We start from the raw sequence: 19,506 nt of genomic DNA, 5'->3' as shown, positions 1-19,506 counted from the left end.
CCGCGGCAGGCCAGGCAGCGCGGTCCACCACCCCCTCATTTTGGGCAGCTGCTACCATGGGGCTCCCCAAAGCAAAGGAGCGTCCCGTGGGCAAGGTGGTCATGTACGGGTCGGTGTCGGTGGACGGTTTTATCGCGGATGCGAACGACCAGCCCGGAGCGCTGTTCGACTGGTTGACCGGCGGCGAAGTCCCGCTGGATGAGAGCGGCGCGTTGAAGGTGTCGCAGGCATCCTACGACTACACCCGGCCATACTGGGATCGGATCGGGGTGACCATCGTCGGCCGCCACGTCTTCGACATGACGGATGGCTGGGACGGGAAGCCGCCGAGCGGGGTGGAGCACATGGTCGTCGTGACGCACCGGCCGAAGCCCGAGGGCTGGGATCCCGAGGCGCCCTTTCACTTCGTCGACGGCGTCGCAGCAGCCGTGGCCAAGGCGCAGGAGCTCGCCGGTGAGCGCATCGTCGAGGTTTCCGCTGGAGATGTTGGCGGCCAGGCGCTGGCCGCCGGCCTGGTCGACGAGGTGCGCATGGACGTCGTTCCCGTCGTGTTCGGCTCCGGAAAGCGCTACTTCGGGCCGGTCCATGCACAGCACCCGCTGGAGGATCCCGACGCGGTGATTCGGGGCGAGAGGGTGCTTCACCTGCGCTATCGGGTGCGCCGTTAGCCGATCGTGCTGCAACGGCAAAACCCCGGGGCGCCAGCGAATTTAATCGCTAGCGCCCCGGGGTTTTCACGTAGTAGCTCAGGGAAGCTACGTCGGTGGGTGCTTAGACCTGGTTTCCGAGCTTGAAGCCCTTGGAAGCCTGGCCGCGGTAGGTGCCGGTCTCGTCCTTCTCGCGGGTGTAGGAGAAGCCGTCGGCGCCGACGGTCACCGCCATTTCCGAGTCATCGGTGCGCTCGATGATTTCCTGCACGTTGCCGTCCAGGTCCAGGACCTTCGAAGCTTCGGTGTACCACGATGGAACTACTGGGTTGCCCCACCAGTCGCGGCGCTGGTTGTCGTGCACGTCCCAGGTGATGACCGGGTTGTCCGGGTCGCCGGTGTAGTAGTCCTGGGTGTAGATCTCGATGCGGTGGTCATCGGGATCCAGGATGTAGAGGTAGAACGCGTTGGACACACCGTGGCGGCCCGGGCCGCGCTCGATGCGGTCCGAGATGCGCAGCGCGCCCATCTTGTCGCAGATCTGGATGATGTTGTGCTTCTCGTGGGTGGAGAAGGCCACGTGGTGCAGGCGCGGGCCGTTGCCGCCGGTCAGCGCGGTGTCGTGCACGGTGCCCTTGCGGTGCATCCAGGCGGCGTAGGTGGTGCCTTCTTCGTCCTGAATGTCCTCGGTGACGCGGAAGCCCAGGTCTTCGAGGTACTTGCGGCCGCGTGGCACGTCCGGGGTGACCTGGTTGAAGTGGTCCAGGCGGACCAGCTCGCCGGCGGAGTACAGGTCATAGCGCATATGCAAGCGCTCGACGTGCTCGGTCTCGAAGAAGAACTCGTAGGGGAAGCCCAGCGGATCCTCGACGCGGACCGCATCGCCGATGCCGCGCACGAAGCCTTCGCTGCGGCGCTCGGTGCGGCAGCCCAATTCCTTGTAGTACGCCTCGGCCGCGTCGACCTCGGCGGTGGAGCGCACACGGAAGGCCATGGCCTTCAGCGCGGCCACCGGGCCGAGGGTCAGCACCAGGTTGTGGTGGATGAACTCCTCGAAGGAACGCAGGTAGATCTGGGTGTCGTCCTCGTAGGACACGTGCAGGCCGAGCACGTCCACGTAGAACTTGCGCGAGGCGGCCAGGTCGGTGACAACCAGTTCGGCGTAGGCGCAGCGCAGGATGTCCGGCGCTGGAACGGATGGGGTGGCGATGGGGTTGGAAATCTCTTTGCTCATTGTGTTGCTCCTTTGCGAATGGGCAGGATAAGTAATTAGGCGCCGAACTTCGGGGTGTGCACATCTCCCAGGGTGATGTGCACGGCCTGCTGGTCGGTGTAGAAGTCGATCGAGCGGTAGCCGCCCTCATGGCCCAGGCCCGAGGCCTTTACTCCGCCGAAGGGCGAACGCAGGTCGCGCACGTTGTGCGAGTTCAGCCACACCATGCCGGCCTCGATGTCTTGGGCGAAGTTGTGGGCACGCTTCAGGTCGTTGGTCCACAGGTAGGCGGCCAGGCCGTACTTGGTGTTGTTCGCCAGCTCCAGGGCTTCTTCCTCGGTGTCGAATGGGGTGATTCCCACGACCGGGCCGAAGATCTCTTCCTGGAAGATGCGTGCCTCCGGGGCGACGTCGGCGAATACGGTCGGGGCGACGTAGGAGCCGTTTTCCTGGCCCTCGGGCAGGTTCTCCGGGCGGCCGCCGCCGGCGACCAGGCGGCCTTCGGACTTGCCGATCTCCACGTAGCTCATGACCTTGTCGTAGTGCTCCGGGTGGACCAGCGCGCCGACCTGGGTGGTTGGATCGTGCGGATCGCCGACCTTGATGTTCTTCGCCCGGGCGGCGTAGGCCTCGACGAACTTCTCGTAGATGCCGCGCTGGACCAGGATGCGCGAGCCTGCGGTGCAGCGCTCGCCGTTCAGCGAGAACACGCCGAACAGGGTGGAGTCGATGGCCGCGTCGAAGTCTGCATCGTCGAACACGATGGCCGGGGACTTGCCGCCGAGCTCCATGGACATGCCCTTGAGGTTCTCCGCGCAGTTGCGGAAGATCAGCTGGCCGGTGGAGGATTCGCCGGTGAAGGAGATCAGCGGGACCTTCGGGTGCTTGACCAGCGCGTCGCCGGCTTCTTCGCCGATGCCGTTGACCAGGTTGAAGACACCGGCCGGCAGGCCGGCCTCTTCGAAGATGGTGGCCCACAGCGAGGCGGAGAGCGGGGTGAACTCCGCCGGCTTGAGCACCACGGTGCACCCGGAGGCGATCGACGGGGCGAGCTTCCAGGATTCGAGCATGAACGGGGTGTTCCAGGGGGTGATCAGCCCGGCGACGCCGATGGGTTTGCGGTTCACGTAGTTCAGCTGGGAGCCCGGGACCTTGAGCGCATTGTCGTGCTGGGCGACGATCAGGTCGGCGAAGAAGCGGAAGTTCTCCGCGGCGCGCTGGGCCTGGCCCTTGGCCTGGGTGATCGGCAGGCCGGTGTCGAAGGTTTCCATTTCGGCCAGGCGGTCCTGCTGGGCGACGACCGCGTCGGCGATCTTGTACAGCACGTTGGCGCGCTCGCGTGGCTTCATCTTCGGCCATGGGCCGTTGTTGAAAGCCTCGGTGGCGGCGGCGACCGCTGCGTCGATATCGGCCTGCTGGCCGGCGGCGGCGGTGGCGTAGTCCTGGTTGGTGACCGGGTCCAGGACGCCAAAGGTTTCCCCGCCGATGGAATCGACGAACTTGCCGCCGATGTAGTGCTGCAGGTGGGTCGGCAGGTTTTCCGGAACGAAGTGCTTGCTCATGGATGTTTTCCTTTCGCGTGGCTTTCAACTGTGAAAGACATGAAATTTGAAATCTCTTTGGGTGGCTGGACCGAGGCTAGATGACCGAGGGGGCCATTCCGGCCTGGTCCAGATAGGCGTTCAGCGTATTGGTGCGGTGGGTGCGGGCGGCCTCTTCGATTTCGCGGGGGGAGGCGTGGGCGGCGATGAGTTCGAGCAGGTGCTGGTGTTCTTCCACCGAGGCCCTGGCGCGGTGCGGGATGTGGGTGAAGGAGCTGGCTCGCATGGCCGCGAGCCGGCGCCAGCCGCGCTGCACCAGGTCCAGGATGTGCGGGTTCGGGCACTGGCTGTAGAGCTGCTGGTGGAACTCGTTGTTCAACGCGGTGAAGGCCACCGGGTTGAAGTCCTCCAGGCACTGGCGCATCGCATCGTTCAGCTCCTGCGCCCGTTGCAGCCATGCCTCGTCCATTGCCGCCGCCGCAAGTGCGGTGGCCGCCGGTTCGATGACCGCTAAGGTCTGCATGGTGTGCAGGTACAGGGTCGAGTCGACCTGTGCGACGGTGGCGCCCACATTGCGGGTGAAGTGCACCAGCCCTTCGGCTTCCAAGCGTCGGATGGCCTCGCGTACCGGGACCACCGAGCAGCCCAGTTCTTCGGCGATGGTTCCCAGCACGAGTCGGTAGCCCGGGGAGTAGGCCCCGTTGACGATCCGTTCGGAGACCAGCGCGTAGGCGACCTCTGACTTGGAATTGCTCATTAGAGTTCCCAGCTGGCCAGATCCGGGGATCCGGCGTCCTTCCAGGCGTTGTACTTGGTCTTCCACTCGGTGTTCATCGGGAACAGGCCCTCGATGCCGTGGCCGCGCTGGACCATGGCGAAGATGAACTCGTCATTGGATTCGGTGATCATCGCTTCGGCGGCGACCTCTTCGACCAGTGCCGGCGGGATCACCACGATGCCGTCCGAATCCGCCACGATGACATCCCCGGGCTGGACCGACACGCCGCCGCAGGCCACGGTCAGGTCCTTGTCCCAGGCCACGTGCTTGCGGCCGAGGACCGCCGGGTGCGCTCCGTTGTAGAACACCGGGATCTCCAGGTTGGAGACCGCATCCAGGTCGCGCACGCCGCCATCGGAGATGATCGCCGCGGCGCCCAGTTGCTGGCTGCGCAGGGCGAGGATGTCGCCCAGGGTGGCCGAGCCGGTTTCCCCGCGGGCCTCCATGACCAGGATTTCGCCGTCGCCCAGGGAGTCGATGGACTGCTTCTGCATGTTGTAGCCGGCGCCGTGGGCCTTGAACAGGTCCTCGCGGTTCGGGATGTAGCGCAGGGTGCGGGCGGTGCCGATCACGCGCTTCATGCCCTTGGTGGCGCCGGGGACTTCGATGTTCACGTTGTTCAGCCCGCGCTTGCGCAGGGTGGCGGACAAGGTGGCGGTGGCCACCGCGGCGAGCTGCTCGCGGACCTTGTCGGTGAGCACGGACTTGCCGGTGAGAAGCGCTGGCATGCCGGCGGTTTCGCGGTCGCCGTAGGCGTCTTCCTTGTCCTTGTCGGTGACCTTTGGCTGGTTGCCGAAGGCCGCGAAGGTCTGTGTGCCCTCGACCGCGGTGGTCTTCAGCCGGCCGGTGGTGGCGCCGGAGAGCAGGTCGGTGACCTCAACCTCGACGACGTCGCCGGGGAAGAAGACGGTGGAGCCGGCCGGGGTGCCGGTGAGAATGACATCCCCTGGCTGCAGGGTCATCTGCTGGGAAAGATCCGCGACGATCTGCGCGAAGGAGAAGAGCAGCTCCGAGGTGTCGGCATCCTGGGCGGTTTCGTTGTTGACCCAGGTTTGCACGCGCAGCTTGGCTGGATCCAGCTCGGCCGCCGCGAGGGCGGTGGGGCCCATCGGGGTGTAGCCGTCGCCGGACTTCGAGCGGATGTTCGAGCCCTTGTCCGCGTACTTGATGTCATGGACGCCGAGGTCGTTCGAGGCGGTAACCGAGCCGACGTAGCTCCAGGCTTCCTCAACCGAGACGCGGCGGGCGGCCTTGCCGATGATCAGTGCGATTTCGCCTTCGAAAGCGAGCAATTCGGTGCCGGCCGGGCGTTCAACGGTGGAACCGGTGGTTGCCAGCGAGCTGGTGGCCTTCATGAAGTAGCTCGGGAACTTCGGGGTGCGGCCGCGCTGGGCTGCCCGCGAGGAGTAGCTCAGGTGCACCGCAAGGACCTTGCCAGCCTGGGCGAAAGTCTCTTCGCTCACCGGGATCGGATTACTCATCTTTGATCTTCCCACTTTCGTCGTACATCAAATCGTATACGATCAGTGTGCGCTGAATCTCAGTGACTGTCAAGTCACTGCGCGCGATTGCTTCGCCACTGGGTGCCTGAAGTTCAAAAATAGGTTTGTTTTTCCCGTGATTCCGCGGAAGTTAACTCCGATTCTTCACCTGGGCGGTCGGTTAATCAACCACTTTTCCGGGCGCGAATCGGTTGTAGAAATAGGCGCAAGTCAGCGCGATGGAGCCAGAGATCGTATATATGATCCAGTTCAAAATGGGGCAGTTGAACAGAAATGATGGCGTTGTGCTCTTGCAGGACAAATGCCTGTAGCTGGAAAGCTGCAATCGGGGTGGGTGGCGAAAAAGTAGAAAATCCGTCGGTAGCGCGATTCTTCGCCAGAAACAGGACTTCTTCTGACCTGTAACCTGTCCTTTTCACAACAAGGAGACGGACGCGCGGGTGATCGTAATGGTCAGTAGCCATTACCTTGATTCGTACGTGATATCTGGTTCAGACTCATGCCAGAAGAATTAGGGTTTGTGGAGGTTTACCCACTTGTCTTGCGAACGAACAATGTCGGGCACAGAGAACCCTGGCGTCGTATATTCGACGAATTCACAAGTCACGCCCAGTTAGGCCGGGCGCCTGAGCTGCTCGGACATTTGACTTGAAGAGCTTACTCCTGAGGTCAAGTGCTCGCACCGCCGTAGGGAGGGAAAGGCGATGACTGCCGCTAGATGCGTCATTTCAGAAATGCGAAACTGGTACGGCAGGCCCCTTGGAGTATTCGTGGTTAAACGGGCTGCCGTACCTGTGTCTTGCTTTTAGGACTCAATAGCCTTGGATGCCTTTGAATTCTCCAAGATTTCCTCCATGAGTGGATCGGTCCGCTGCTCGTGGGCAGGCAGGTTCATCACGCTGGAGAAGAGGTTTGCCATTCGACGGGCCGACTCCAACCCTTCGCCCTCGACGGCCCATGAGTCGAAGGTGAAGGTGAGGTTCTCGTCCTTGGTGATGATCTCCAAAGTAGGACCCTTTTTTGTCCTTTCAAGGAAGCGGACGTAACGGATATCGTTCAGCGGGGTGATGCGCTCAACGGCGCCTTCTTTAGTGAGTTCGCTCTGATCAGCCACAAAGAAATATTCTGAGGCAATTCCGAGATATACGTTGTTCGCGAGGAGTCTTTCCTGATTTGCATCGGCCAAGGCAAGAACCTGTGCAGGCTCAGGAAGGGACCAAGCAAGGATATCTGTCAGTTTGCTTGGGGTCTCGGACTTGAATACGGAAACCTTCGGAGCCACGGCCCTTCGTCGGGGGAGTACCTGGCTGCGCAGATCGGCGACGGAGGCCGAGAGGGCTTCTGCCATCGCCATGGCCTCGTCAATATTGCGACGCTTCGACGTGAAGGGAAGGCTGCGTGCGGAGGGCAACAATGACAGCAATCGCACGTTGCGTTCAACCTCGGCGAGCAAGTGGGCGATTTCCAACATGGCTTCGTCATGTTCGGACCTGGTTTCCTCAACGAGGTGGGTAAGCAGACGTTCGTTTGCGTCCAGATTTTGTGCGTCGTGGCTGATGAGGCTGCCGCGCAGCGCTTGGGCGCGGTACCAAGCGAATTCGGCCATGAGCATCCCGTGAGCATCGGCGATGATCTGGTCGAAATTTTTCTGGATATAGCTTCGACTGGTTTTGGCGTCCGCATCCAGTGCCTTGAGGTGATCCCGCACGAAATCCACGAACAACTTGCGGAACTTGCGCAGATCGGCCTGACGGCTGGCCAACGGGGCAAAGATGTGCTCGTTGACCGTTCCAGCCGCCTCGGCTTCGTTCAGGGCCTGGAGGCTAGTTTCATGCAGGCCGATTAGTGTGGCCCACTGGTCTTGGTGGATGGCACGCAACACGTCACGGGTCAGCTCGATGTTCTCGTCAACCCGACGCGAGATTGAGGCGAGCTGCATTTGTAGCGCCAGCAAGACCAAGGCCGGACCCAGCATCGGCGCCAAGAGTGCACCCTGAGCCCCTACTGCGGGAAGAAGGCGTGCGTGGGCAACTAACTTCCCGTTTGCAGTAACGATGGTTCCCAGACTTTGGCCACCGGATTGCATCAACGAATTTCCTGCCTGGTTCAGAAGCTGCAGCGATTCTGGAGCCAAGCGGACAAGCCCTTGGGATTTAGGCAGGGCGCTGGCACCCAGTGCGGCGAGGTTCCCGACACCGGCCGCGGTCGAGAGGCGGTCGGTGAGCCGCTCTCCGGCTGCCTGGCCCAGCACATTGAATTCGAGCAGGTCCATACCCTTAGGGGCGTGGTCGGCAAAAAGTAACGCATAGCCGTCTCCGACGTTCAGCAAAGTCAGTTCGGACTCAGTGGCAGCCAATGCCGACTCTGACTCATTGTCCCGGACGACGTCGGAAATTTCGGTCGTTGGATCTACTGGAGTGGACATGAAGTTCCTTTGCTGGACAGGAAGCGAATGAAGGGCGGCAATAAGGCAGGATCTGATTGGGTGAGTATCCGTGTCGACACCAGCAGTCTATCGTTCCCAATGGTCCGGGGTTGGGCGTTTCATCCGCGGTGGTGCCGATCAAGCAGCGAAGCCCCCCGGAAGTTCCACTGACGTGTGAGCTCCGGGGGCCAAAGCCACAGAATTTTCCTTAGACAGCGGTGGTGCGCGCAACTGCCGCAGCGCGTTCATCGGCTTCGCGCAGGGCACGCTCCACACGGTCCACGTCTCGCACGGCGCCCTTATCTGCGGACAATGCCATGGCGGCATAGGCACGCAGTGCGGGGGAGACCACGCGCTCGCGGTTCGCCGGGCGGTAGCCGGTAGTTGCCAGCAAACGCTCGCGGCGCTCGGCCAAAACATCATCAGCTACATTCAGCGTCAGGTCGCGGGTCGGGATGTCGATGGAGATCGAATCGCCATCCTCAACCAGGGCGATGATGCCACCGGACGCCGCCTCGGGGGAGACGTGTCCAATGGATAGTCCCGAGGTGCCGCCGGAGAAACGGCCATCGGTGATCAGCGCGCAGGACTTGCCCAGGCCGCGGCCCTTGAGGAAGGAAGTCGGGTAGAGCATTTCCTGCATGCCCGGACCGCCCTTGGGGCCCTCGTAGCGGATGACCACTACATCGCCGGCCTTCACCTGCTTGTTCAGGATCTTCTCTACCGCCTCGTCCTGGGACTCGCAGACTACCGCCGGACCGGTGAAGCTCCAGATGGAGGGATCCACGCCAGCGGTCTTGACCACGGCGCCATCCACGGCAATGTTGCCGCGCAGCACAGCCAATCCGCCGTCCTGGGAGTAAGCGTGCTCCACCGAGTGGATGCAGCCTTCGGCGGCGTCCGTATCCAGTTCTTCCCAGCGCGCGGACTGCGAACCGGCGGTGGAGGAACGTACCCCGCCAGGAGCGGCATGCCACAATTCGAGGGCCACGTCGGTGGCTTTGCCGCCGCGGATATCCCAGTCGTCCAGCACCTCGCCCATGGTGGCGGCATGCACGGTGTTCACCGTGTCATCGAGCAGTCCGCCGCGGCGCAGTTCGCCGAGGATGGCAGGGATGCCACCGGCCCGGTGGACATCTTCCATGTAGTAGATCTTCCCTGCGCCGGCGGAGTTCGGGGCGACCTTGGCAAGGCAGGGTACCCGGCCGGAAATTTCATTGATTTCTTCCAAGCCGAACTCGACGCCAGCCTCGTGGGCGGCGGCCAGCAGGTGAAGAATCGTGTTGGTGGAACCGCCCATGGCAATATCCAGGGTCATCGCGTTGCCGAAGGCCTCGATGGTGGCGATATTGCGTGGCAGTACCGTCTCGTCGCTGTCCGCGTAGAAGCGGTTGGCGATATCCACGATGGTCTTACCGGCGTTTTGATACAGTGCGGTGCGTGCGGTGTGAGTAGCCAAAGTAGAACCGTTGCCCGGCAGGGCCAAGCCCATGGCTTCGGTGAGGCAGTTCATCGAGTTTGCGGTGAACATGCCCGAGCAGGAGCCGCAGGTGGGGCAGGCCGATTCCTCAATGCGCAGCAGGTCCGCGTCCGAGACGTTTTCGTTCACTGCCTCGGAGATGGCATCCACCAGGTCCAGGGTGCGCACGGTGCCGTCGACCAGGGTGGCGCGTCCTGATTCCATCGGGCCGCCGGAGACGAACACGGTAGGAATATTCAAGCGCAGGGCGGCCATGAGCATGCCCGGGGTGATCTTGTCGCAGTTGGAGATGCAGATCAGCGCGTCGGCGCAGTGTGCGTTGACCATGTATTCGACCGAGTCGGCAATCAGATCGCGCGAAGGCAGCGAGTAGAGCATGCCGCCGTGACCCATGGCGATGCCGTCGTCCACGGCAATGGTGTTGAATTCGCGGGGGATCCCGCCGGCCTCGATGATGGCATCGGAGACGATGCGGCCCACCGGCTGAAGGTGGGTGTGGCCGGGAACGAATTCGGTGAAGCTGTTGGCCACGGCGATGATCGGCTTGCGGCCGAGATCAGCGCCGTTGACGCCGGCTGCGCGCAGCAGTGCGCGGGCGCCTGCCATGTTGCGGCCGTGGGTAATGGTGTGCGAGCGATAAGTGGTCATCCTCAAATCCCATCATGGATTTGTTCGCTAACCCAGACGGCGTTGATACTAGTAGTACTACTACCATGATAAAAAGGACCAAAAATGAACGCTGGTCAGCGACGCAGGGAAGAACTCGCAGCCTTCCTCAAAGACCGCCGAGCTCGTGCCGAGCGTGCCTCGCATGGACTGCCCGAGGTAGGGCGAAGCCGAGTGCGCGGGCTGCGACGCGAGGAGGTCGCCACTCTGGCCGGAGTTTCGGTGACCTGGTACACCTGGCTGGAGCAATCAAGGGATATCAATCCCTCACGTCAGGTACTGGACTCGCTGGCTCGGCTCTACCGGCTGACTCCGGTGGAGAGCACTTACCTCTTGTCGTTGGGTGGTCACGGCGAAAGCATTTCGGATGTGACCAGTGAGGTGACCCCCGCACTGCAGCGTCTGCTCGATGCCTTGGGCTTTCCCGCATTCTTGATCGCCGCGGACTGGAGGATCATCGGTTGGAACGCAGCCTACGCAAAGCTCTACCCGCGGATTGCATCGCTTGAAGAGGCCGACCGGAACCTGCTCTGGCTGGTGTTCACCGATGATCAATTACGCGAAATGCTCCCAGACTGGGAAGCACAGAGTCGAAGCTTCGTAGGCAGCTTCCGTGCCGAAACCCGGGGCTGGCTCAGCCCTTCGGGGGATAGTGGCATCGTGGCACGCGTCTCGGAAGCCTCACCGGAGTTCGCTGCAATCTGGAAGGAGCGAGATGTAGCCGGATTCGGCACTCGCGAGCGCCTCTTCCAGCACCCCGAGAAGGGTCTCACCCGGTACGAGCAGCACAACCTGACTCCGGCGGAGGCTCCGGATCTCACCTTGTTGGTTTATGCCCCGCGCTAGTACGCGGCTGCGTATCCAGTAGTGCTGTGGTGATAGCTAGTCGAGATCGAGTTTGAAGTCCGAGCCATCCGGACGGGGGATGCTGAGCTGACCGAGCTCGTCGGCGGTTTGCGGGGTCATGGCTACGGATACAAGTCCAAAGTCGGTGGCATTGAATTCTACAGGAGGGCGTAGATCTTCATGATTTCCGGGAATCTTCAGCAGTTCTGTGCGGACCACATCTTCGGTAAGGTCCGGCGGTAGCATATGGAGCGCAACACCTGGGTTGTCCTTAGTGCTGTCGATTCGAAGGGATAGTCCCTCAGCCTTCACCTCGGCGGGCTCGTCGCATTCGATTTCCGGTCCGTTGAGCGTCGCCGTGCCGTCTCCATCTCCGCTATTTGCCCACGCGATCAAGCACAGGTCACCGGACTCGTTGACCGCAGCGAATTCTTGCGCATATGACAATGAGGCCAGAGCGCGCAAACTCACTTGCTTGATCGATGGGTCTTCAATTTCTGCCGGCGGCTGATCTTCAGAAGTATCAGGGCGGCTCAAGGTCGGGATGATCTCATCGGCGGTGACTTGATCGTCACCAGAGGCTGGAGTGGACCCAGTTGCGGAAGCTGACTTGCTCGGAGAAGAACTGCCCGTGGATTCGGCCGCCGGAGCGTTACTCTGGCTGCTGGCAGGTTCACCGACCGCTGCGCACGAGGTGGCGACCAGCAGAAGGGAGCCTAGCGAAAGGATGAGCGGGAGTTTGTTTTTCATCTTGCACCTTCTGTGGTTTCGGTGGGCGATCCGACATCGATTGCCGGCTGAAATTTCACGAGCAGTGGACAAGCAGCGACTGTATTCCAACCATTTGCCGCAATAACAAAATGCAAGCTAAGTGCTAGTAATTCTTTACTGTGCCTCCGACGGTAACTTCTCACGGACGGCGTGCGCAACACTTTTTGGTAGGTTCTATCTCCGAAATTTTGGATCGGCTAAGGTCCACAGCTCGACGGTGAAATGTTGGCAAATAGTAGGCAAACATTGAGTGCGGTGGGGAATTCTCAGCATGCGTTTTTAAGTTGCCGCAGCTGCCAGGATGCCGACAAGCTGTCGGTCGCACATGCTTGGCTAGGGTTGTACGGAGCCTGGTGGCCGCGCTCGGGCAGAGCAGCGAGTCTATGGGGATGGATTTTGCTTTGCTCGCACACGTGGGGATGTGGGCGCGGCACCGGTTTCGTTTGGACATTACTATGGCCCAACGTCGCCGATGATCGTCTGGCAAGGTGTCTGCCTTTGTGCGATCGGAGGTGAGCGGGTGAAGCAAGAGGTCTCACTGCCAACTAGATGCCGGCATTCACTAGCGCATCGTGGGAAGGCGAAACTGAAACTCCGGGCCCAACTGATATGCCCGACATGATTTGACCTAAGAATATTTGCTTGGGTGGGTAGCTGAAGGGGTGCTGAGCGCCGAGAATTTACGCGAAGAACTCCACGGACTTTTCCTTGAACTCGCGACTGGTTACGGCATTGGCGTGATTGCGACCGGGCAGCCAGTGGATAGCGGACTCGGTACCAGCATTCCTCAGCAGGCGGCGAAGCTGCGGCATGGTGGTGGCCAGATCGTCACGGTCACCGGCGACGAGCAGGGTAGGGCAGAGGGGAACCTTTGAAGCAGGATCGTAGGGGTCGGTTTTGATGGCCTCGATCAGGCGGAAAAGTGCGTTGAAGTCGTTGGCGCTTTCGGACTTGGCGATGTTGATGACCTTGGCGGTGTATTCATCGTGGATCTCTTCGCCCTTGTCCATGAAGGCGCGCGCCTGATCAAGTTCGAAGGCAGCCAGCGGGTCGATGCTCGCAGGACCACCCATGACGAGCTTGTTGACCAATTCTGGAAAGTGTGCGGCGAACTCCCAACCGAGACGAGCGCCAAGCGAGTAACCGAGCACGTCAACGGGGCCGAGGTTCAGCTCGTTGAGTTCAGCGGCGATCGCTTCGCGGATTCGGGTCGGAGTCCAGCTTCCATCGTTGCGATACGGATCTTCCCCGTGGCCCGGCAGGTCCAGCAGGATGACGTTTCTACCGTGGTCGGTGAAATGCTGCACCCAGCGTGAGCGGTTCCAGTTCATCTCGGCCGACGATGCAAAGCCATGGATGAGAAGCACTGAACGTGCTTCCGACTCGCTGTTTGCGGAAATCAAACGAAGGTTCAGATCCATGCTCATGAACATGATCTTAGGCGACATGGCGGCTATCCGCCTTGCTGCGATGGACCCGTCAAAGAATTGCGGAGAAATGGGTGCAAAGTACCTGCGTTTGTGGACGATTTCGCGGTTTCGACTTGGATTGTGCACGGTTCGTTGCTTCCTAGCTTGAATGCCAGATGCAAGCGCACGAATGCCTTGACGAGCACCAAGGGCAAGCCCGCGGGGTTCGCGCCCGATGGATTCTCTAGTTAGTCCGGCACATGCTGGACGTCTTGCGACCGCCAGGGCGATGAAATATTTCCCCACAGCGTGGTTTCAATAATTGAAGAGTTCGAATTTGATGATTGCCCACATCAAGTTCGTTTTTAGGTGCGCATGGCGGGTCGAAATTGAATTGGCCTCAGGCCGTTTCGCCATGACCGCCCCCTTGGTTTGGGTGATGTGGGTCGCGTCCGCTTCTGGTTAATGTCAGAATGACTCTAACGAATCGGAGTGCGCTCAGCTTGCGCACCAACAGCTTAGGAAGAACGAGGATCATGTCATCGGTTCCCGGTTGGGCCAACGTCGACGAGCGGCGAAATTTGCCTCCCGCCCTTGCTGTGTCCACCGTGATCCTTGGAATTCGGCGCGATCCAGCAAGCGGACCTGGCAAACTCTGCTTGCCCGTGGTGCGACGGATCCGCCAACCTCACGCAGGGCTCTGGGCATTGCCCGGTGGGCCGGTGGGATCACGAGAGTCCCTGGGCCAGGCCGCGGGACGCACCTTGGCCGATACCACCAGGCTGCGCCCGAGCTACCTGGAACAGCTTTACACCTTCGGCGATATCGACCGCTCGCCAACCCACCGACTGGTGACCATCGCGTATTTCGCGCTGGTGAACATCGAAGAGGTGGAGATGAGCGTCCCGGATGAAAACGTCGCCTGGTTTGACGTCGATGACCCGCACATATTGGAGATGGCGTTTGACCACCGAAAGATCGTGGACTACGCGCTATGGCGGCTGGCAAATAAAACCGAGTACGGGCAGATCGCGCATCGGCTGCTCGGCGAACGGTTCACGCTCGCACAGCTGCGAATGGTGTACGAAGCGATCTTGGGTAAGGAACTTGATCCGGCGAACTTCCGCCGGCAGTTGAAGAACACCGCCTCCATCGAGGCCACCGACGAATATTTAGCAGGCGGTCAGCACCGACCGCCACGGCTGTACCGGTATCTAGGACACGGCCCCGATCCTATGGAAGTAGACACCAGCATATGAGCACGCAACTCACCGATAACAACTCCGGATCCGTGGCGCAGAACATCACCCGGCTGACCCTGCTGGCCCCGGGCTCCACCTGCTCCACCGAACTGGCCTCCAATCCCTGGGACACCCCGGCCGGATACGGCCCGGGCGCCTCGCAGGAGGACAAAATCCCGTCCGGCTACCCGGTGCAGGGCAGCTTGCCGGAGGAATACCTCAAGGCCAGCGATGCCGAACTCGATACCCGCATCCGCGCGGCCAAGGACACCCTGGGGGAGCGGGCGGTGATCCTCGGGCACTTCTACCAGCGCGACGAGGTGGTGCAGTATGCGGACTTCGTGGGCGACTCCTTCCAACTGGCCAATGCGGCGCTGACCCGCGACAAGGCCGAGGCGATCGTCTTCTGCGGCGTGCATTTCATGGCCGAGACCGCCGACATTCTCTCGCGTCCCGAGCAGGCGGTGATCCTGCCGAACCTGGCCGCGGGCTGCTCGATGGCCGATATGGCCGATGGCCCCAGCGTCCAGCAATGCTGGGATGAGCTCACCGAGCTGTACCAGGACGAAGAAGATGACGGCCGGATGCCGGTGATTCCGGTGACCTACATGAACTGCTCGGCCGAGCTGAAGGCCTTTGTGGGACGCAACGGCGGATTGGTGTGCACCAGCTCCAACGCGGCGACGGTGCTGGAATGGGCCTTCGAGCGCGGGCGCCGGGTGCTCTTTTTCCCGGACCAGCACCTGGGCCGCAATACCGCCAAGGCCATGGGGATTCCGCTGGAAAACATGCCCATGTGGACCCCGCGCAAGGCGCTGGGCGGAAACAGCGAGGAAACCATGCGCGAGGCGCAGGTGATCCTCTGGCACGGGTTCTGCTCGGTGCACAAACGCTTCAACACCACCCAGATCGCCAAGGCCCGCGAGGACTACCCCGGCGTGCGCGTGATCGTGCACCCCGAATGCCCGATGGAGGTGGTGGATGCCGCCGATGAGGCAGGGTCCACCGACTACATCCGCCGGGCCATCGCCGAGGCCACCGAGCCGACCGTGTTCGCCATCGGCACCGAGATCAACATGGTCAACCGGCTGGCGGCCGAATACCCGCAGCACACCATCTTCTGCCTGGACCCGGTGATCTGCCCCTGCTCCACGATGTACCGCATCCACCCGGGCTATCTGGCCTGGGTTCTTGAAGAGCTCGTGGCCGGCCGCGTAGTCAATCAGATCCGCGTGCCTCAAAACCAGCAGGGGGACGCCAGGACTGCCCTGGACCGCATGCTTGCGGCCAAGCCATGAGCGAAAGCACCGGGAAGCGGATCGTCATTATCGGTTCCGGGGCCGCCGGGCTGAGCGCCGCACTGGAGGCGGTGCGCCTTGGCTTGACGGTAACGGTGCTGACCAAGGATGCGCTGGGGGACGGGAACAGCAAGCTCGCCCAGGGCGGGCTCTCGGCGGTGACGGCACAAGGTCTGGCCGCCGGAGACAGCGTGGCGGCCCATGTGACGGACACCTTGAAGGCCGGGGCCGGGCACTGCGGGCACAACGCCGTGCAGGAAATGTGCGGCGCGGCCGGGAGCCTGGTCGCCACACTGGAAGAGCATGCTGTCGCCTTTGATAAGAACACGGATGGAAGCTACCAGCTGGGTCTGGAGGCGGCGCATAGCGCGCACCGGATTCTGCACGTGGACGGGGACGCCACCGGTGCGGGGTTGATCGAGGCGCTGAGGCAGGCTGTGCGCTCCGCCCAGACGGCCGGGCAACTGGAGATCATCGAGCATGCGCTGGCCATCGAGCTAGAGTTCTCGGCCCAGCGGCTAAGCGCGGTCCGCTACCTGCAAGGCGACGAGGAGCTATTGCTGGAAGCCGACGCGGTGCTGCTGGCCACCGGGGGATTGGGCGCGCTCTACCAGGCGAGCACCAACCCGAAGGGTGCCACCGCGGATGGGATCGCTCTGGCCGCCCGGGCCGGCGCGGTGATCACCGACGCCGAATTCATCCAATTCCACCCGACCCTGGTGGACCCCTCGGCGTACCCGGGCGCCGGAATGATCAGCGAAGCGGTGCGCGGCGAGGGCGCGATCCTGGTCACCGAAACAGGCCAGCGTTTCATGCCCGGACTCCATGAACGGGCCGAGCTCGCCCCGCGCGATGTGGTCGCCCGGGCGATCCACGCGCAGAACCTCGCCGGGCACCGGGTATTTCTCGACGCCCGAGGCGTGGAAGCAGCGCGCGGAGCCGGGTTCCTGACGCGGCGTTTCCCCTCGATCTCTGCGCGGCTCAATGCTGCCGGGCTGGATCTGGCCGCGGAGCCGATTCCGGTGGTGGCCGCCCAGCACTATGCCATGGGCGGGATCCACACCGATACCCACGGACGCAGCAGCGTGCCCGGGGTCTATGCGGCCGGGGAATGCGCGAATACCACCGTGCACGGGGCGAACCGGCTGGCGAGCAATTCGCTGCTCGAAGCGATGGTCTTTGCCCGCAAGGCGGTGGCGGCCATGGCCCAGGACGAGCCCGGAAGCGCCTGCGAGCTGGATAACGTGGAGCTCGGCGCATTGCCGCCGGTGCGCACCGACGCGCCCCTGGAACTGCCGCAGCTGCAGGCGCTGGCCAGCGAGCACCTCGGCGTGCACCGCACCGGGCAAGGACTGCAAACCTTGCTCCGGGTGCTGGGCTCCAGCGCCCCGGTGGCCCAGGGGCGGCGCGAACTGATCGAACTGGGCAACCTCTGGATCACCGCGCGGATAGTCGCCCAGGCGGCCGCCGCGCGCAGTGCCAGCCTCGGCGCGCACCACCGGCTCGACGGCGCGAGCCCGGACGAGCACACCACCACACGATACGGCTGGGTTCTGGATGCTGCGCAGCACACCGGCAGCCGGCCACAAAGCAAGGAAATCAACGCGTGAACCAGCCAATCCACCCGGTGCCCACCGCGGCCATCGACCGCATCCTCGAATTCGCCTTTGCCGAGGATAATCCGCGCGGGGATCTGACCGCGGATACCATCGTGCCCGCCGGGGCCAAGGCCACCGCCGCGGTGCGGGCGCGCGAGGCCGGGGTCATGGCCGGCGGCGCCGTCTTCGCCCGGGCGATGAAAATGGTCAACTCCGAGATCCACGTGGTCCAGCTGGTCAAGGAGGGGCACGTCTTCGAGGCCGGGGATAGGCTGCTGACGGTGGCCGGTCCGGCCGCCGCGGTGCTCACCGCCGAACGGGTGGCGCTGAACCTGCTGCAGCGGATGAGCGCGATCGCCACCGCCACGCGTCAGCTGGTGGATCTGGTGGCGCACACCAACGCAAGGATCGCCGATACCCGTAAAACCACCCCGGGGCTGCGCGTGCTCGAACGCTATGCGGTGCGCTGCGGCGGGGGAGTGAACCACCGCGACAACCTCTCCGAGGCGTTCATGGCCAAGGACAACCACCTGGCCTTGCTGGATGACGGCGAAGAGCTGACCAATGCGTTGAAATCGGTGCGCGCCCGGCTGGGGCACACCACCGCCATGGAGGTGGAAGTGGACTCCATCGAGCAGCTTCCGGCGGTGCTGGCGGCGAAGGTGGATGTGATCATGCTGGATAACTTTGCGCTGGCGGATCTGCCGGCGGCCATCAAGCTGATCGACGGGCAAGCGATCATCGAGGCCAGCGGCAATGTGCGGGCCGAGACGGTGGCGGGCATCGCCGAGACCGGGGTGGATATCATCTCCTCCGGGGCGATCACCCACTCGGTGCAGGCCATCGACCTGGGGCTGGATATGGTGGTTGCATGATCTACATGGATGCCGCCTCCACCGCCCCACCGCGCCAGGAGGTGCTGGATCTGGTCACCCCGTTGCTGACCAGCAACTTCGGCAACCCCGCCTCGCTGCACGAACTGGGGCACCAGGCCAAGCGCGCCAACGACTGGGCCCGCACGCAGGTCGCGGCATCGCTGGGCGTCACCGAGCCGGAAATCTACTTTACCTCCGGCGGCACCGAGGCGGATAACACCGCGATCATCGGCGCCGCGCTCGCGGCGGCGCGCGGCAAGGTGGTGGTGACCAGCTCCATCGAGCACCCGGCGGTGCTTGAAGCCTGCGCCTATCTGGTGGACTTCCACGGATTTGAGCACCGGATGATTCCGGTGGATGCCACCGGGATGGTGCGCCTCGATGAGGCGGCGGCGCTGATCGACGAGCAGGTAGCCGTGGTGTCGGTGATGGCGGTGAACAACGAGGTGGGCACGATCCAGCCGATCGCCGAAATCGCCCAGCTGGCTCGGTCAGCCGGGGCGCTCATGCACACCGACGCGGTGCAGGCCGCCGGCTGGCTCGATCTGGCCGAATTGGCCTCGCAGGTGGATGCCTTGAGCCTGTCCGGGCATAAGATCGGTGCGCTCAAGGGCAGCGGAGTGCTGTACTTCTCCAAAGATCACGCCCTGGTGCCGCTGCTGCACGGCGGCGGGCAGCAGGGCGGGGTACGATCGGGCACCGAAAATCCGGCCGCCGCGGTGGGCATCGCCCGCGCCCTGCAGGTCTGCGCCGAACAGCGCCTGGCCGGAACCGGAGATGGCTACGGCGAGTACCTGATTGAACGCATCAGCAAGGGTCTCAACTCCAAAGAAGAAGGCCTGGTCCAGCTGACCGGGCATCGAGCGCAGCGTGTGGGCGGGATCGTTTCCTTCGTCTTTCCGCGCACCGCGGGGGAGACCGTGCTGATCGAATTGGAACGCCGCGGGGTGCTCTGTTCCTCGGGCTCGGCCTGCTCGGCCGGAAGCACCGAGCCCTCGGCGGTATTAACTGCGATGGGCTACGAGGCGCAGCTGGCGCACACCGCCGTTCGGCTGTCCTTCACCCGGGGGATCAAGGAAAACGAAATCAGCCAGGTAGCCAGCGCCGTGGTGGCCACGGTCAAGGCGCTGGTGGACAACTGATCGCCCGGATCATCCGATCCCGAGCGGGCTTGGGTGAACTATGGCGGCCGTGATTCCATGACTTCATGAGGATC

The 19,506-nt window shown here is 62.9% G+C and carries 16 protein-coding genes; 7 read left to right on the top strand and 9 right to left on the bottom strand.

Annotation, left to right across the window (positions count from 1 at the left end; genetic code table 11):
- Positions 1–86: 86 nt before the first annotated feature.
- A complete protein-coding gene (locus ACT3TP_RS12795) occupies positions 87–668 on the top strand; it encodes a dihydrofolate reductase family protein (RefSeq protein WP_444615491.1) in 582 nt (193 codons plus the stop codon).
- Positions 669–771: 103 nt separating this feature from the next.
- On the opposite strand, the gene hpaD is transcribed toward ACT3TP_RS12795, so the two are convergent.
- The 7 genes from hpaD to ilvD form a co-directional block, all read right to left on the bottom strand.
- Positions 772–1,881, bottom strand: coding sequence for a 3,4-dihydroxyphenylacetate 2,3-dioxygenase (gene hpaD / locus ACT3TP_RS12790; RefSeq protein WP_255248377.1), 1,110 nt, complete (start codon positions 1,879–1,881; stop codon positions 772–774).
- A gap of 35 nt (positions 1,882–1,916) precedes the next feature.
- Entirely contained in the window at positions 1,917–3,422 is a 1,506-nt protein-coding gene (gene hpaE / locus ACT3TP_RS12785) for a 5-carboxymethyl-2-hydroxymuconate semialdehyde dehydrogenase (protein WP_444615492.1), read from the bottom strand.
- A 76-nt stretch (positions 3,423–3,498) separates the two neighbouring features.
- On the bottom strand, positions 3,499–4,158 hold the full coding sequence (locus ACT3TP_RS12780; RefSeq protein ID WP_444615493.1) for a GntR family transcriptional regulator: 660 nt from the start codon (positions 4,156–4,158) through the stop codon (positions 3,499–3,501).
- Positions 4,158–5,660 carry a fumarylacetoacetate hydrolase family protein gene (locus ACT3TP_RS12775; protein WP_444615495.1) on the bottom strand — a complete coding sequence of 501 codons (1,503 nt, stop codon included), beginning with the start codon at positions 5,658–5,660 and terminating at the stop codon, positions 4,158–4,160. Before ACT3TP_RS12775 ends, ACT3TP_RS12780 begins: the two co-directional genes overlap by 1 nt.
- 185 nt (positions 5,661–5,845) lie before the next feature.
- Positions 5,846–6,145, bottom strand: a complete 300-nt coding sequence (locus tag ACT3TP_RS12770) for a hypothetical protein (protein ID WP_444620733.1) — start codon at positions 6,143–6,145, stop codon at positions 5,846–5,848.
- Between the two features lie 341 nt (positions 6,146–6,486).
- Positions 6,487–8,106, bottom strand: a complete 1,620-nt coding sequence (locus tag ACT3TP_RS12765; RefSeq protein ID WP_444620732.1) for a hypothetical protein — start codon at positions 8,104–8,106, stop codon at positions 6,487–6,489.
- 208 nt (positions 8,107–8,314) lie between these two features.
- Entirely contained in the window at positions 8,315–10,234 is a 1,920-nt protein-coding gene (ilvD, locus tag ACT3TP_RS12760) for a dihydroxy-acid dehydratase (protein ID WP_444620731.1), read from the bottom strand.
- A gap of 84 nt (positions 10,235–10,318) precedes the next feature.
- Here ilvD and ACT3TP_RS12755 point away from each other — a divergent pair, with 84 nt between their 5' ends.
- Positions 10,319–11,098, top strand: coding sequence for a helix-turn-helix transcriptional regulator (locus tag ACT3TP_RS12755; RefSeq protein ID WP_444620730.1), 780 nt, complete (start codon positions 10,319–10,321; stop codon positions 11,096–11,098).
- 36 nt (positions 11,099–11,134) lie between these two features.
- Here ACT3TP_RS12755 and ACT3TP_RS12750 read toward each other — a convergent pair whose 3' ends face one another.
- Positions 11,135–11,848 carry a hypothetical protein gene (locus tag ACT3TP_RS12750; RefSeq protein ID WP_444620729.1) on the bottom strand — a complete coding sequence of 238 codons (714 nt, stop codon included), beginning with the start codon at positions 11,846–11,848 and terminating at the stop codon, positions 11,135–11,137.
- Positions 11,849–12,549: 701 nt separating this feature from the next.
- Entirely contained in the window at positions 12,550–13,317 is a 768-nt protein-coding gene (locus tag ACT3TP_RS12745; protein WP_444620728.1) for an alpha/beta fold hydrolase, read from the bottom strand.
- Positions 13,318–13,814: 497 nt separating this feature from the next.
- On the opposite strand from ACT3TP_RS12745, the gene ACT3TP_RS12740 reads away from it, so the two are divergent.
- From ACT3TP_RS12740 to ACT3TP_RS12720, 5 genes are read left to right on the top strand one after another with little or no spacing between them, the layout of a single operon-like run.
- Positions 13,815–14,537 carry an NUDIX hydrolase gene (locus ACT3TP_RS12740; RefSeq protein ID WP_444620727.1) on the top strand — a complete coding sequence of 241 codons (723 nt, stop codon included), beginning with the start codon at positions 13,815–13,817 and terminating at the stop codon, positions 14,535–14,537.
- Complete coding sequence (gene nadA / locus ACT3TP_RS12735) at positions 14,534–15,817, top strand: quinolinate synthase NadA (RefSeq protein ID WP_444620726.1); 1,284 nt, start codon at positions 14,534–14,536, stop codon at positions 15,815–15,817. The genes ACT3TP_RS12740 and nadA overlap by 4 nt, the downstream gene beginning before the upstream one ends.
- Positions 15,814–17,427 carry an L-aspartate oxidase gene (locus tag ACT3TP_RS12730; protein ID WP_444620725.1) on the top strand — a complete coding sequence of 538 codons (1,614 nt, stop codon included), beginning with the start codon at positions 15,814–15,816 and terminating at the stop codon, positions 17,425–17,427. The genes nadA and ACT3TP_RS12730 overlap by 4 nt, the downstream gene beginning before the upstream one ends.
- Entirely contained in the window at positions 17,424–18,290 is an 867-nt protein-coding gene (gene nadC / locus ACT3TP_RS12725; RefSeq protein WP_444620724.1) for a carboxylating nicotinate-nucleotide diphosphorylase, read from the top strand. Before ACT3TP_RS12730 ends, nadC begins: the two co-directional genes overlap by 4 nt.
- Positions 18,287–19,432: a cysteine desulfurase family protein gene (locus ACT3TP_RS12720; protein WP_444620723.1), complete on the top strand. Its 1,146-nt coding sequence runs from the start codon at positions 18,287–18,289 to the stop codon at positions 19,430–19,432. Before nadC ends, ACT3TP_RS12720 begins: the two co-directional genes overlap by 4 nt.
- The last annotated feature ends 74 nt before the right edge of the window (positions 19,433–19,506 follow it).

Source organism: Glutamicibacter sp. AOP38-B1-38, from assembly GCF_052377485.1.
GTDB lineage: Bacteria > Actinomycetota > Actinomycetes > Actinomycetales > Micrococcaceae > Glutamicibacter.
This window is presented reverse-complemented; position numbering and strand designations above follow the sequence as displayed.